This window comes from Domibacillus aminovorans, from assembly GCF_001643235.1.
GTDB lineage: Bacteria > Bacillota > Bacilli > Bacillales > Domibacillaceae > Domibacillus > Domibacillus aminovorans.
Window position 1 is genome coordinate 128,857 of sequence record NZ_LQWY01000067.1, and the last position, 14,660, is coordinate 143,516.

The 14,660-nt window shown below is 43.3% G+C and carries 14 protein-coding genes; 7 read left to right on the forward strand and 7 right to left on the reverse strand.

Features of this window, described 5'->3' with window-relative positions; translation table 11 throughout:
- Window positions 1-108: 108 nt before the first annotated feature.
- Entirely contained in the window at window positions 109-1,950 is a 1,842-nt protein-coding gene (locus AWH49_RS16455) for a cation:proton antiporter (protein ID WP_063966601.1), read from the forward strand.
- A 507-nt stretch (window positions 1,951-2,457) separates the two neighbouring features.
- Here the strand turns inward: AWH49_RS16455 and AWH49_RS16460 are convergent.
- Both AWH49_RS16460 and AWH49_RS16465 read right to left on the reverse strand, forming a co-directional pair.
- Window positions 2,458-3,978 (reverse strand): succinyl-CoA:acetate CoA-transferase ScpC, encoded by a 1,521-nt coding sequence (locus AWH49_RS16460; RefSeq protein WP_094777191.1) that lies wholly within the window; start codon window positions 3,976-3,978, stop codon window positions 2,458-2,460.
- A 122-nt stretch (window positions 3,979-4,100) separates the two neighbouring features.
- Entirely contained in the window at window positions 4,101-4,751 is a 651-nt protein-coding gene (locus AWH49_RS16465; RefSeq protein ID WP_018394921.1) for a LytTR family DNA-binding domain-containing protein, read from the reverse strand.
- A 64-nt stretch (window positions 4,752-4,815) separates the two neighbouring features.
- Here AWH49_RS16465 and ybaK point away from each other — a divergent pair, with 64 nt between their 5' ends.
- The 3 genes from ybaK (at window position 4,816) to AWH49_RS16480 (ending at window position 6,857) form a co-directional block, all read left to right on the forward strand.
- Entirely contained in the window at window positions 4,816-5,295 is a 480-nt protein-coding gene (gene ybaK, locus AWH49_RS16470) for a Cys-tRNA(Pro) deacylase (RefSeq protein ID WP_063966602.1), read from the forward strand.
- 112 nt (window positions 5,296-5,407) lie between these two features.
- On the forward strand, window positions 5,408-5,698 hold the full coding sequence (locus AWH49_RS16475; RefSeq protein WP_018394919.1) for a hypothetical protein: 291 nt from the start codon (window positions 5,408-5,410) through the stop codon (window positions 5,696-5,698).
- Between the two features lie 166 nt (window positions 5,699-5,864).
- A complete protein-coding gene (locus AWH49_RS16480; protein ID WP_063966603.1) occupies window positions 5,865-6,857 on the forward strand; it encodes a hypothetical protein in 993 nt (330 codons plus the stop codon).
- Here the strand turns inward: AWH49_RS16480 and AWH49_RS16485 are convergent.
- Window positions 6,848-7,651 carry an alpha/beta fold hydrolase gene (locus AWH49_RS16485; protein ID WP_082862919.1) on the reverse strand — a complete coding sequence of 268 codons (804 nt, stop codon included), beginning with the start codon at window positions 7,649-7,651 and terminating at the stop codon, window positions 6,848-6,850. The two genes, AWH49_RS16480 and AWH49_RS16485, sit on opposite strands and share 10 nt — an antisense overlap.
- A gap of 102 nt (window positions 7,652-7,753) precedes the next feature.
- On the opposite strand from AWH49_RS16485, the gene AWH49_RS21050 reads away from it, so the two are divergent.
- A complete protein-coding gene (locus tag AWH49_RS21050) occupies window positions 7,754-7,879 on the forward strand; it encodes a hypothetical protein (protein ID WP_018394916.1) in 126 nt (41 codons plus the stop codon).
- Window positions 7,880-7,930: 51 nt separating this feature from the next.
- Here the strand turns inward: AWH49_RS21050 and AWH49_RS16490 are convergent, their stop codons facing one another.
- The 4 genes from AWH49_RS16490 to AWH49_RS16505 all read right to left on the reverse strand — a co-directional run bounded on the left by AWH49_RS16490 (window position 7,931) and on the right by AWH49_RS16505 (window position 12,227).
- Window positions 7,931-8,320 (reverse strand): hypothetical protein, encoded by a 390-nt coding sequence (locus AWH49_RS16490; RefSeq protein ID WP_063966604.1) that lies wholly within the window; start codon window positions 8,318-8,320, stop codon window positions 7,931-7,933.
- Window positions 8,321-8,381: 61 nt separating this feature from the next.
- Complete coding sequence (locus tag AWH49_RS16495) at window positions 8,382-9,572, reverse strand: DUF418 domain-containing protein (protein ID WP_063966605.1); 1,191 nt, start codon at window positions 9,570-9,572, stop codon at window positions 8,382-8,384.
- 155 nt (window positions 9,573-9,727) lie between these two features.
- The gene (locus tag AWH49_RS16500; RefSeq protein ID WP_063966606.1) at window positions 9,728-10,810 is read right to left on the reverse strand and encodes an AI-2E family transporter; all 1,083 of its coding nucleotides are present in this window, start codon (window positions 10,808-10,810) and stop codon (window positions 9,728-9,730) included.
- A 79-nt stretch (window positions 10,811-10,889) separates the two neighbouring features.
- Window positions 10,890-12,227, reverse strand: coding sequence for a YjiH family protein (locus AWH49_RS16505; RefSeq protein ID WP_063966607.1), 1,338 nt, complete (start codon window positions 12,225-12,227; stop codon window positions 10,890-10,892).
- Between the two features lie 214 nt (window positions 12,228-12,441).
- On the opposite strand from AWH49_RS16505, the gene AWH49_RS16510 reads away from it, so the two are divergent.
- The gene (locus AWH49_RS16510) at window positions 12,442-13,314 is read left to right on the forward strand and encodes an HAD family hydrolase (protein ID WP_063966608.1); all 873 of its coding nucleotides are present in this window, start codon (window positions 12,442-12,444) and stop codon (window positions 13,312-13,314) included.
- A 43-nt stretch (window positions 13,315-13,357) separates the two neighbouring features.
- Window positions 13,358-14,605, forward strand: a complete 1,248-nt coding sequence (gene ilvA / locus AWH49_RS16515; RefSeq protein WP_094777195.1) for a threonine ammonia-lyase IlvA — start codon at window positions 13,358-13,360, stop codon at window positions 14,603-14,605.
- Window positions 14,606-14,660: the final 55 nt, after the last annotated feature.

Consider the following 14,660-nt stretch of genomic DNA (forward strand, 5'->3'; position numbering starts at 1 on the left):
AAAGGAAGAGTGATTGGTTCTATGAAGCGCAGTCGGTTTTTTTTGTGTGGAATTCGGGAATAAACGCGGTAGTGTGTAGAAAGACTTACCAGAAGAGAGGAAGATGTAATGTTTGATTCACTATTATTTAATTTAATGATTATTCTCTTTATTGGGATTGCCTCCCAGTGGATAGCGTGGCGATTCCGACTTCCGGCGATCGTAGTTATGTCGGTGGCAGGGCTGCTTATTGGGCCGCTCTTCGGGTGGATAAATCCGAAAGATGTGTTCGGTAACTTATTTCAGCCAATTATATCAGCCGCTGTCGCGATTATATTATTTGAAGGAAGCTTAAATCTTGATTTTCGTGAAATTAAAACGGTTCGCCAGCCGATCCGGCGCATTGTGACGCTTGGCGCGTTTATCGCCTGGATTTTCGGTTCACTCGCCGCGCATTACATTGCCGGATTGTCATTGACTGTTGCATTTGTCATTGGCGGTTTGTTCATAGTTACTGGTCCAACGGTTATTTTGCCACTGTTGCGTCAGGCAAAACTAAAACCGCGCACGGCAGCTATCTTGAAATGGGAAGGCATTGTTGTCGATCCGTTTGGTGCACTTCTTGCTCTATTCGCGTTTGAATTTATTAAATTTTTAACAGGCACGGTATCGGTTGCGACACTGCTCGTCTTTTTAGCTGCTTCTGTATTTGCAGTTGTACTCGGAACATTATTTGGCATGGGGCTTGGCAAAATGCTTGAAAAAGGACGTATTCCAGAATATTTAAAATCACCGGCCGTGTTCGTGGCGGTCATTACTTGTTTCACAATTGCCGATGAAATGATGCATGAAACAGGATTGCTTGCGGTCACGGCGATGGGGATTGTGATGGCGAATATGCATATATCCTCCATAAAAGACATGCGTCATTTTAAAGAAAATATTTCAATTTTGCTTACTTCCACGATTTTTGTCATGTTAACGGCGTCATTGACAACCGATACTTTGATCGAAATATTTAACGTTCGCATTATTGCATTTGTTATTCTGATGCTGTTTATTGTACGACCGCTGTCGATATGGATGTCGACGATCGGTACGGATATGACGAATCAGGAAAAAATGCTTGTCGGCTGGATTGCGCCACGGGGGATTGTAGCATTAACCGTATCGGGGTATTTTGCAGAATCGTTGCTTAAAGCAGGATACGAAGATGCTGCACTATTAACACCGCTCACGTTTGCCCTTGTGTTTTCAACCGTTGTTGCACATGGATTTTCGATTGGCTGGCTGGCGAAAAAGCTGGACTTATCATCAACAGATAAACCAGGTGTGCTGCTTATTGGCGGTAATGCATTCACTGCAAAGCTTGGTCAAACGATGCAGGAATTGAACATTCCAGTGCTCGTTGCTGATGAATCATGGCAAAGGCTGAATGCTGCCAGGCAGATGAATTTGCCGGTATACCACGGTGAAATCTTATCAGAAAGCACGGAATATCATCTCGAACTGACGCCGTATGAATACATGATTGCGGCAACGGATGATGAAGCGTATAACGCGCTCGTCTGCTCAACGTTTGTTCCAGAAATGGGCCGCGTGAATTTGTATCAAATCGCAGCGGGTCTAGAACGTACGCAAAAGACAAAGGAATTTAACAAAACAGTTGGCGGAAAAGTGCTGTTTGACAGCGACGCCCATTTCCAGGCGTTAAATAGGCGTGCTGCTGGAAACTATGTTATCCGGAAAACCGATTTGACCGAACAGTACAGCTATGAAAAGTATTTGAGTGACCGCGATAAAGGCTCATTACTGTTGTTCATTGTGAAGCAATCTGGAAAACTGAAGTTTTACACGCGTGATGAATCACCAAAAGGGGAAGCGGGTGATAAAGTAATCAGCCTCGTGCCACCGGTGAAAGAATTCGCGAAAATGAAGGAAAAGATCGCTGAAAAGCGGCGAGATCAATAATGAAAAAGCGGCCCCTAGGAGGCCGCTTTTTCTGACAGTAAATTTAGAGAAAGTATGGAATGTATTATAGTTATATTTAACCGGATAAACCCGGCTGAGCACTTATTATATTATTCGATTTTGAAAGTGCTTTCATTATAAAATGCACAAAAAGCCATAAAAAAGACACAAAGCAGAATTATTCGACTTAAATCACAAATAGTGAAAGAAAAAGCAGTCTTTTCCGGATGTTTTTTCTTTCATAGAAGACTATTTATCCCGCATTAACGGGCAGTAAGATCCGGACTATAACTTTAAGACATCAGAAAAGAAAAGAAGGCGAAGGGGGATAGCGGAACGTAGACTAAGAGCATCACTTTCTGTGACAAAGTCTACATAACCCACATCCTATGGGTCTAACCCCCACTGAATGAAGTTTTACTTTATTGTTAACGTCAGGCCGCTTGTATATCGTTTATTTTGAAATTAGATGTTGGAATCGTTTTAGTCAAAAGCGGCCGACCAACGTCACAAAGAGAAAGAAAATTGTTTTTCAAGCATTGTTCCTTGGTCAGCAAGGCGTGTATGCCATGAAAAAGCCTTTTCAAGTATATGCGGTGTTTGACCCCCACGCAAAGATGCTTCTTCAAAATATTGGAGTAGCTGCTCTTTATACATCGGATGTGCGCAATTGTGAATAATGACGAGTGCTCGTTCGCGCGGTGCTAGCCCGCGCAAGTCCGCATATCCTTGCTCGGTGACGAGAATATCAACGTCATGTTCTGTATGATCAACGTGTGAAGCGAAAGGAACGATACTCGAAATCGTACCGTTTTTAGCGGTTGATTTTGTTACAAAAATAGCTGTACGGCAGTTGCGGGCAAAATCGCCTGAGCCACCGATCCCGTTCATCATTTTGGTACCAGATACGTGCGTGGAATTAATGTTTCCATAAATATCCGCTTCAAGCGCGGTATTTATAGATAACAAACCGAGCCGCCGAATGAGTTCAGGATGGTTTGAGATCTCTTGTGGACGCAGGATAAGTTTGTCTCGATATTTTTCTAGGTTGGCATATACCTCATTCATTTTTTCTTCCGATAGCGTAATGGAGCAGGCGGAAGCAAAACGAATTTTACCGTGGTCAAATAAATCAAACACAGCATCTTGCAATACTTCGGAATACACTTCAAGGTTTTCAAACTCGGAATCAATGAGCCCGTGCAGCACTGCATTGGCAACAGAGCCAATCCCTGATTGAAGTGGAGCCAATTCATTCGTAAGACGGCCTGCTTTTACTTCTTCTCTGAAAAAAGTAATGAGATGAGCAGCCATTTGTGCCGTCTCCTCATCTGGTGGAACAATCGTAGAAGAGGAGTCTAACGATTTTGTAATGACAATGCCTTTGATTTTAGCCGGATCGACAGGGATGCCTATTTCACCAATTCGTTCATTAACAGATGTCAGCATAATGGGTCCGCGTTTTCCTTGCTCATTTAGGCTGTAAATATCGTGAAGTCCTTCCAGTTCAGCTGGCTGGGCAAGATTCAATTCAATAATGACATTCCTTGCTTTCTCTATAAAAATAGAAGAGTTCCCAACAGACGTTGCAGGGATGATAAGACCCTCTTCTGTGATTGCCACGGCCTCAATAATGGCGTAATCAATCGGGTCCAGCACTTCGCTCCGGATAAGTTCAGCTGTGTGGGACAGATGCTGATCAACAAAATATAGATTGCCGTCATTAATTTTTTTTCGCATGGATGGGTCGGCTTGAAAGGGGAGTCGTTTATTAATAATGCCTGCTTCCGCCATCAATTTATCAAGATCAAAGCCAAGTGAAGCGCCGGTAAAGATATTGACTTTAAAGGTTTCTGTTTTGGCACGTTCAACGAGTGACGTAGGCACCGCTTTCGCATCACCGGCCCGTGTAAACCCGCTCAAACCAAGTGTCATGCCGTCCTGAATCCAGGAAGCAGCTTCATCTGCTGACACAATACGTGTATGTAAATCATTCATTCGTAATCGTTCTGTTATGTGTTTATCCACGATTCGATCCCTCCGATTCGTTTTTATTAGTGTAACAAATAATGAAAGGGCTTTCATTTGCATGGGCATGAAAAGCCGCAAAAAAGACGCGAAAGAGAAATTTCGCGTCATGAAGCAGTATATTAATAATTGAGTGATTTCCGAAAAGTACTCGTATACGTCTGCGTGACGGGGATTTTCGTTCGATCTTTCATAATAAGCAAAAAGGTAGAATGCGAATCTGGCTGAATTTCCTGAATGAAATGAACGTTCACAATATAAGAACGGTGGACGCGGATAAAAGAATCATCCGGCAGCGTAAACTCAAGCTCGGTTAAATTTAACTTATGGTAGCCGCTCCCAGTCTGTGCCTGCACCCTTGTTTTTCGGCCTTCTGATTCCAGATACATGACATCGCTGTAAGGAATCGGGTACCATCTATCTTCAGATTTAATTGTCAGTACATTGCGCGCAATCGGCGACGGTTTTGCCGGATAGATGGTGGTAATGGCACCGCTCACTTCATTGTCATCAAAAATGGGTACGGACATAGCGTAATAGGGGATTCCATACACATTACTGTCAATATACATCGATACTTGATGCTTTTCCGTTAATGCCTGATGTGTCACACTGCCTTTTTTGATCGGATCGCCAGCGTGAATATGCAGGTCCACGAGACGGCTTGGCTGATAATAAATAAATTTTTCGCGGCTGGAAATAGCTACTGCCGTGTTCGAAGGGAAAAATTCTCTCATCACTTCCATAATGCCAGACACAGTAAATTGATCCATTTCATCCACTCCTTTTGAATGGTTGTAGTACAATAATTTTAACATATAAATGGAGTGATTCAGGATGGCAAAAGGGAAAACAAATGCAATGCGGCTACTTGATGCAGGTGGCATTGCGTACAATATGTATAAATATGACAATAAAGATGGGGAAATTGACGGTGTATCTGTGGCGGGAAAAATTGAAAAGGCTACAGGGAATGTATTTAAAACACTTGTCACGCAAGGAGCAGCTGGACTTTATGTATTTGTCGTTCCAGTTGAAGAAGAACTAGATTTGAAAAAAGCTGCTCGCGCTGCCAGTGAGAAAAAAATTGAAATGATTCCAGTGAAAGATCTTCAAAAACAGACGGGTTACATTCGTGGGGGCTGCTCGCCTATTGGGATGAAGAAGCTCTATCCGACTTTTATTGATGCGAGTGCTTTACACTTAGACTTCATGATTGTCAGTGCCGGGAAGATTGGTGCACAGATCGAGCTGGCACCGGTGGACTTGAAAACGATTGTAAATGCTACAATTTGTGAAGTTGTGAAGAAACCTTGAATAAAATGTTAACAAATTGTGTAAAGTTCATGGCATCTCTGTAAAAACGTTCTTTTTCACTGTTTTTTTCGTATACTGTAGTCATCAAAAGAAACAGGAGTTGAACCTCAACATGATGGTCGTTGAAAATCTTCTTGACGTGAAAAAATATTTCGCCGGTGAAGTAAAAGAAAACTTTGTTGTGCAGTATGAGAAAATGCTAAAATCCAGCGCATGTTATCAAGCAGGCGATTTACACGAAACAGAAGACGAAACAGCGGAATGCATTAAAGTCCTTCGTTCAACAGGTGAAGCAAGTTCAGTCACACGAATTAGCGAATATCCAATCGGCGCGGAATTCACATGCGTTGACGAAGCACTTGCTCGCATACGGGAAGCACACAGCGATATTTTTAAACGATAATTAAAAGAGCAGCCGGTTCCTTTAAGGAGCCGGCTTATTTTGTTTATACGAACAATGTGAAGTATTCAGAAAGAAGCAGGAGTGGTTACAAACTAAGACAGCGTAGAGAAATTCCGGTATACATGTTCCATTGTAGTCATATAGTTAGACTCGAGGGGGTGGGCGGATGCTTTATTTTACGTCGGGCCATACGGCGAGAGGATTCGTACAGATGGCAGAGACGAATGTGTCGGATGTGCGCCTGTTTATTTTGCTGCGGGGCGGTGGAGAGTGTGCGCAGATGGAATGTTTAAAAGAGATCGAGGGGCGGCTTCAAAAAGCGGATGTCCAATTTGATTCTATTCGTAGTCCGTGGAATGCGCTAATGCCGGAAGGACTTATTGTCGGTAACAAAGCGATCTGGTGTGGCAGTCTGGCACCGGATATACCAAACGAAGCGACAGTCCGTCATGCTGCTATTCATCCGGATATGCTATCGGCTCCGCCTGCACAGAAAACGGCGCACATTGCTTATGACTGTTTTCGGGAAGCGCTGCTCATTCATGACGAATGGGAATCCATTTTCATTAACCGATTTGATCCGAAAAAAGCGGATCGACTGGCACAGAAATGGATCGCAGCCCTATTACCTGGGAAATCTGATGATGAACAAAAAACAATTCACCGCTTTCTCGGGGCGGCTACACCAACTGGACCGGTTGATTATATTCCAGAGCTGACAGAAGGATTGAAGAAACGGTATTTAATTAAAGGAAGAGCGGGTACGGGCAAATCAACGTTTATGAAAAAAATTGCCGCTGTAGCGGAGCAGAAAGGTTATCGGACAGAAATGTATCATTGCGGGTTTGACCCGGCGAGCATTGATATGGTTATCGTTCGTGAACTTGGATTTGCGCTCTTTGACAGCACGGCACCTCATGAATATTTCCCTGGAAATAATGAAGTGGATGTTATCATTGACACGTATGAAGAGCTTGTTGAACCGGGAACGGACGAAATGTATGAAAAAGAAATCACCGCGTTATCAAAGAGGTACTCTGAAATAATGGAAGAAGGGACGGCCCATTTGCTTGAAGCATACAAAGAAAAAGAGTCAGCACGGACGGCTACGCCCGCGGCTGCTTCAAGAACGGCGGAAATGATTTGGAATTATTTGTAGGAAAAGAAATGCCCGATTTTTTCATCTACAATCGGCGTTTCATGTAGACCGCTATGGTCGATTGTTTTATCATAAATAATAGTAACACGGTAGTTTTTTTTCGGTACGATCGCTTTTAAACGGAGTGCACTTTTTACAGGTGTCACTTGATCGCCGGTGCCAGCAATATTCAGCACGTCTATTTCGGCAGGAAAACGTGTATGTCCGGCAGCAATTTGTGCAAGAGCAGGAGAGCCAGGCATTAAGTCGTACACGGCAGGACCGGTGTTTTGTGTAAACCACCGGCTGCCGGCGACACCACCAAACGGACTGCCAATGGTGACGAGTTTATCCGTGACAGGATGCCGCTCTGGGTCATACAGTTCCTGCAAAAATTTCACAGAGACAATACCGCCCATGGAATGACCGACGATGTTGACACGGTCGATCCCATATTCTTTTTTCAATACTTGCATAACGAATGCGAGAGCATGGGATGTATCGTCAAATGAAGCCCGGTTATCTTCAAATAATACTTGAATAAAAGCAGGTTTATCAGGGAGGGACATGTCTTCACGAACGAACAGACGGCCAGCATGTGTCACATTTATCGTCAACGCCCGTGATCCCCATCCGTACTCTTCAAAACGGGCAATCATCGTATTGAATGAGTTGGCATTTCCTTTAAACCCATGTACAAACACGACCGTTTCTACATATTGATTTTCTGACACGGCATGATCGTTTTTAGAAAGTGTCAAAAAGCTTACATACATAAAAGCAGCTGCCGCTAAAAATAAGCCGAATTTGCGCATGACCGGTCTTCCTCTCCAATAACACGTAGTACCTTTTAGTGTACAAAGATCCTGTGAAAATATACAGATCGAAATATAATGGGAACAGGGCAGGTGATAGGGATGAAAGAACTCGTCGGTAAATGTGAAGAATGTGGAAAAGACATTTACTGCATGGATGGTTTTTTTTATGGCGTGAAAGAAGACGGCAAACTGCTTTGTTTTGACTGTGCGGATGAAGAAAAATAAGAGCCTGCTTACAATGCAGTGCTCTTTTTTGTGATACTGGGCAAAGGGATATCATTGAACGGGGGATTCACTCAACATACAATACTTTTTCGCTGAATCCGCATCGGTTACAGCATCGATCATTTTAAGGGGACAATCAATGTATGTTCCTAATTGTGTATCGGTGTAAAGGAAAAGCATATCGGCATTTTGGGAATAGCTTTGCACTTTTTTAACGAGTGAGGCGATGGCTGTCCACTCGGATTGAACAGCGGGAAACGCTAGCTTCATTTTAATATGGCCGCCAACAGATGCCTGTACTTCCTTGTAATCAGGAATGTCGGGACCGGTGACAAGATCAACACTTTCGCCGCTGTGTCTTGTAAAGAACTCTTCTCTTTTAGGCAAGAGACGCTGAATGTCAGGTTTAATGTCTTCTCGGAATTGTTTTTCCCATACCATATCCGGATAATTATCTCTATGATGAACGCAAGCGTCACGCTGATCAATAGCCAGCTTGTTATTATAATCCTTCCACCCGGTCGAATGGCTTCGGTTTTTTCGTCCGGATGCGTCCGCTCCATGACCAATTTGTCCACATGCGCATTAGCTGTTCAGACGGTCCGCGTTTAAATCGTTTCATATACAAGGTGCTGCACACGCATTGCAGTATGAAGATCATGATGCCAAGAAGGATGCTAGCGATCACACCTAATTGTCCAAACAGGCCAAGTCCGTAGCCATAGAAAATAAATGTGCAGATGATGGTCTGCATTAAATAATTAGTGAGCGACAATTTGCCAACCTGTTCAAAAGATATATTGATTTTTGACGTGGGCCACTTTATATAAAGCAGTGGGAATGCGCAAATATAGCCGATGGAAAGAGCACTTGTACCGATCGCTCCAGCTACGCCGGTCCAGTTCGTTTCAGGCAAGAGCACAGGGATGCTTTTTAGCAAAAGCCCGATTGGCACAAGCAGTGCTCCTTTTTGATACAGCGGTTTTTCTTTGTCCGGTCGGGTAAAGATACCTGCTTTGGCTGCATACATCCCGTATAAAAAGAGCGGCGCTGTAAAAAAGGGCGAAAGCAGAAGGATAAATAGATACAAGTAATCTGGCATAATCAACGGGTCCTCATTGTTTCGCTGGTCCATAATTTCCGTATACGTGCCATCTACATAAATCGTTTTTGTTGCATCGACGTAATCTGCCATCTTTTCTTTTTCGGCAACGGTTTCTTCAATTACACCGTACCCGAGCGCAAAGGTAAGCATGAGTAATGCTGTGCCCCAAATAAGTAGTGTTTTTTTCGAACGTTTTAAAAAGAGAAGAAGAAAGAAGCCCATCATCCCATAAAAAAAGAGAATATCCCCTTCCCATAAAAAGATGGAGTGCAGCAAGCCGATCGCGATTAATAAAAGAAATCGACGGGCGCAATGCCGCCACACTTTTACACCGTTTCGTTTCAAACTTTCCATCATTTTCACCATTGAATAGCCGAATAAAAAAGTGAAAATTGGCATAAAACTGCCTTCGATCGCAATCTTGACAAATTTGTAAGCTGCAGAATCGACCGCTGATAATGAATATATTTCAATTTCATCTTTCCCCCATATGCCGTACTGAAAAATGAGCAGGTTTGCAAGCAATATGCCAAACAAACTGAATCCTCTCATTCCATCAATTATTTGTACCCGTTTTGATTCTGTCATCAAGGGTTCCCTCCAATTATTCTTACTATTATTTTATAACGATGAAACGACAATTTGCTTATTGATTTATGGAATTTTTGGAAATCAATAAGGGGATGAAAATTTGCACACAACAAATAAAGCCTCCCTGAAAACAATGCAGAGGAGGCTTCTTGTTAATCGACTTCTTTTCCGGCAACTTCACGGATTTCGGTTCGTTTTTGGTACAAGTTCGTCAAGATTGTTTTAATGACAGCGTATGTCGGGATGGCGAGGATAATTCCCCAGAGACCAGCGATGTTGCCAGCTGCCAGAATGATTGTGATCACTGTCAGCGGGTGAATATCGAGTGCTTTGCCCATAACGTTTGGAGAAATAAAATTGCTTTCAATTTGTTGGGCAACAAGCATGATAATCCCGACATAAATGACCATTTGCGGCTCTTGGCTGAATGCAATAAATATGGCTGGAATAACGGCGATATATGGGCCGAGAAACGGAATCACATTCGTGAACATCCCAAACATCGCAAGTAACAGTGCGTAATCCAGACGGATAATTAAATACCCGATTAAAAGCATAACGCCCACGAGAAAGCTGACCAAAAGTTGTCCTTGAATGTACGAACGAAGTGTCACATCCAGATCGTGAAGCGTATGACGAATCCACGTTTTTCGTTCTCCGGAAAAAAAACCGGCAACAAATGGTGCAAATTTTTCATGGTCTTTCAACATGTACACGAGGAAGAATGGCACGAGGATAAGTAAAAACAGTCCCTGTACGAATGCTTGAACAAAGCCGATTAGCCGTGAACTAAAGCCCGTTACGTAATCATTTAGCTTGTCAGTTACGTTTTCGAGCGATTCAATCGCAGCAGGTGGAAGACGGTCTTTTTGATTCAACACGAAATCCATCGTCTTTTCTCCTTCTTTTACCATTTGAGGCAAGTTATCAACGAGTGAGCTCACCTGACTATTCGCGACCGGAGCGATAAGAGCATAAATAAGCCAGAAAACGAGTCCAATTACGATAATAACAGTGCTCAGCGACGCCCAGCGCGGAAATTTTTTCGATTCAAGCCATTTCATAAGCGGGCGCGTTAAATAAAATAAAACGCCTCCAAGCAGAGCCGGCAGGAAAATGGTTGTCGCTACGATCACGAGCGGATTAAATACTCCGCGAATTTCCTGGAACATAAAAATAATGACCATGGCAAGCAATATGCCAATTCCGGTCTGAAACCAGAGTTTATTTGTCACATAGACACATCCTTTCTACATGTCAACATACCATATTTACCCGTCTATACGAAAAAAAAAGCCGAAGAGTTCCAGCTTTTTAAAAATAAATATGTGCAACACCTGCGATAATGGGTAATGAAATGAGCGTACGGATGAGAAAAATAATCAGTAAGTCTTTAAATGAAACGGGAATTTTCGTTCCAAGCAGCAGTCCACCCACTTCAGACATATAAATGAGCTGTGAAACGGACAAGGCTGCGATAACGAATCTCGTCAATTCACTTTCGATCCCAGAGCCAATAATCGACGGAAGGAACATATCAGCAAATCCGATCATAATCGTTTCGGATGCTTCCTGTGCAAACGGAATTTGCAATAATTCAAGAAGAGGGATGAAAGGCATGCCAAGCCACTGGAATAAAGGTGTTGTTTCAGCAATAATAAGCGCTGTTGTTCCGAGCGCCATAACGATTGGTGCAACACCGAGCCACATATCAAGCACATTTTTACAGCCGTCCTGCACAGTTTCTGATATCTTGTTTTGGCCGGCGCGCTTCACCCCTTGCTCGTATCCGTATGAAATAGCCGTATACCCTTTGGGAATTGCTTCATCGTCAGCCTGACGCGGTTTTTCATTAATGAACGTATCGGGTTTTCTTGAAAGTGGCGGAATGCGAGGCATAATGAGTGCACAGGCGATTCCGGCTGAAACAACCGTTAGGTAAAATGGAATGAAATAGTCCGCAAGTCCGACCTGGTCGATGACGACAAGACAAAATGTAATCGAAACAACGGAGAACATCGTACCGATAATCGCCGCTTCTTTTTTCGTGTAAAAGCCTTCTTCATACTGCTTGCTTGTGAGCAGTACACCAATTGTCCCGTCGCCGAGCCATGAAGCTAGTGCGTCAATCGATGACCGTCCAGGCAGTTTAAAGAAAGGGCGCATTACTCTTGTAAGCGAGTAGCCGACAAACTCAAGCAAACCGAAATTTAAAAGAAGCGGCAGAAGAAGTCCTGCAAATAAAAAGACTGAAAATAAGACAGGTAAAAGGCTGATAAGCAGTGTGCCGCCCGTTGCGTCAGACCAGACAGCTTCGGGACCAAGCTGGAAATGCGTCATAACCGCAAAAATGGCACCGACAATGCGAACGACTGTCCAAACAGGTGAAATATCAAACAAATTGGCCAGAAAAGCAGAATGACGCACGAAAGCAGGACGCATTATTTTCACGGCAATCGTCGCAAGAGCAGCGAAAATGATTAAAGTGGTCATAATCGCTGGAATGAACGCTCCAATCCAATCTTGAAGCGCATTGGACATAATCGCGATTGGAATCGTCAATCCATCTTTCACAGGTACCGGCGTTATAAACAACAAAATCCCGATCAGTGACGGAATAATAAAAAGCCACGGGGATGTTTTTTCATGCATATATAAAACCCTTCCTTTGTATAAATATTCATGCTTTACACAGTTTAATTCATCTATTCCCGAAAATCTACAAAATCGGTCATATTCATAAAACACAGATTTTTGTTAACGTTTTCAATAGTGATTGCTGACAGATCGGAGCTTTTATACGTATTCTGACGTATTTTCATGTTAAAATAAGAAGGGATTAAATATAAACGAGAAGGTGAAAAGAATGATTACAAGCATCGCAACGGACATGGACGGCACGTTATTGAACGGGAAAATGGAAGTGAGCGAAGCAAATTGTGACGCAATTAAAAAGGCACAGAAACTTGGCGTGGAAGTTATTGTTGCAACAGGGCGTTCATATGCAGAAGCGCGCTTTGCACTCGAAGGTTCCGGCATTGAGTGCCCGATTATTGCTGTAAATGGTGCGGAAACGCGTAACGCAGCTGGCGAGGTCGTTCAATTCACCGCAATCGAAGATGATACGGCATCGGATATTTATCGACGTTTGAAAGATGTCGGCGTGTATTTTGAAGTGTTCACAAACCAAGGTGCGTATACGGATAATCCGGATAAAGCGGTTGAATTGCTCATTGATATCGTCTCATCGGCCCATCCAGAAATATCAGTCGAAGAAATTCGTGAAACGGCGCAGCAGCGTGTAAACAGGAAACTCATTTTACCAGTAGACGAATATGAATCGATCATTCATGACATCGATCATCACATTTACAAGTTTTTCGTTTTTTCAACAGATGATGATTTATTGCAAAAAGCATCAGATCGTCTTGAAGGCATTGCGAGTATTGCTGTTAGTTCATCTGGAAATGAAAACTTGGAAGTGACGAATGAGCTGGCGCAAAAAGGGCTAGCACTCGAAGCTTTTTTATCATCTAAAGGGTTGTCAATGAATGATGCACTTGCAGTCGGCGACAATTACAATGATTTATCGATGCTTGAGAGAGTTAAGTATTCGTATGCGATGGGCAATGCGCATGAAAATATTAAACGAGCATGCCGATTTGAAACAGCTGGTAATAATGAAAATGGTGTCGCGCAGGCGATTGAAGATGCACTGGAACGAAGCATGGCCAAATGATACAATTATTCTTAAAATTCGTACTAAAAAAGGAGAAATAGCCTTGTCGAAAGTAACAATCGAAGAAATCGTTGTAGCGAATCAAGTATTGAAAGACGTTGCCATTAAAACGCCGCTTCAAAAAAATGAAATTTTATCAGCGCGTTATGGCTGTAATGTATATTTAAAACGAGAAGACTTGCAAATTGTCCGCTCCTTTAAACTGCGCGGAGCCTACAACTTTATCCGTAGTTTGACGGAAGAAGAGCGGGGAAAAGGTGTCGTGTGCGCGAGTGCTGGCAACCATGCGCAAGGTGTCGCGTATTCATGCCATGCGCTCGGCATTGAGGGGAAAATCTATATGCCGTCGACAACACCGCGTCAAAAAGTGTCGCAGGTGAAACGATTTGGCGGTGAAAATGTATCGATCGTACTAACGGGGGATACATTTGATGACTCTTACACAGCTGCGGTGGAATATTGTACAGCAGAAGAGAAAGTATTTGTTCATCCCTTTGACGATTATCGGACGATTGCCGGACAGGGCACAGTCGCCGTTGAAATCATGAACGATGCACAGGTGCCAATTGACTACATGTTCTGTGCAATTGGCGGCGGCGGGTTAGCTGCAGGTGTTGGTTCGTATTTAAAAGGCATCAGCCCGAATACGAAATTGATCGGCGTCGAGCCAGCAGGTGCAGCGGGGATGAAAGTATCGTTAAATAAAGGTGAAGTCACACGCCTTGATACGATTGATCCATTCGTTGACGGTGCAGCTGTGAAGCAAGTCGGCGATTTGACGATGGACATTTGCATGGACGTGCTCGACGGTATTGCCGTCATTCCTGAAGGAAAAGTGTGTACAGCAATTTTGCAGCTGTACAACGAAAGTGCGATCGTTGCTGAACCAGCCGGTGCATTAACTGTTGCGGCACTCGACTCTTACAAAGATGAAATTAAAGGGAAAAATGTCGTCTGCATCATTAGCGGAGGCAATAATGACATTGAACGAATGCAAGAAATTAAAGAGCGCTCACTTATTTATGAAGGGCTCAAGCATTATTTCATCGTCACGTTCCCGCAGCGCGCCGGTGCACTTCGTAAGTTTATGGCTGAAGTACTCGGTGAGCAGGATGACATTGCCCGCTTTGAATACACGAAGCGGACAAATCGTGATGAAGGACCAGTGCTTGTTGGCATTGAGTTGAAGTGTAAAGAAGACTATGCTCCACTCGTGAAACGTATGAAAGAAAACGGCTTCCCTTACATGGAAATCAACAACGATCCGTTGCTGTTTAATTTGTTGATTTAAGTAGATCTATTCTGGCGGGAACGGAACAAAAACGGAGTAAAGCAAAAAACGCAGG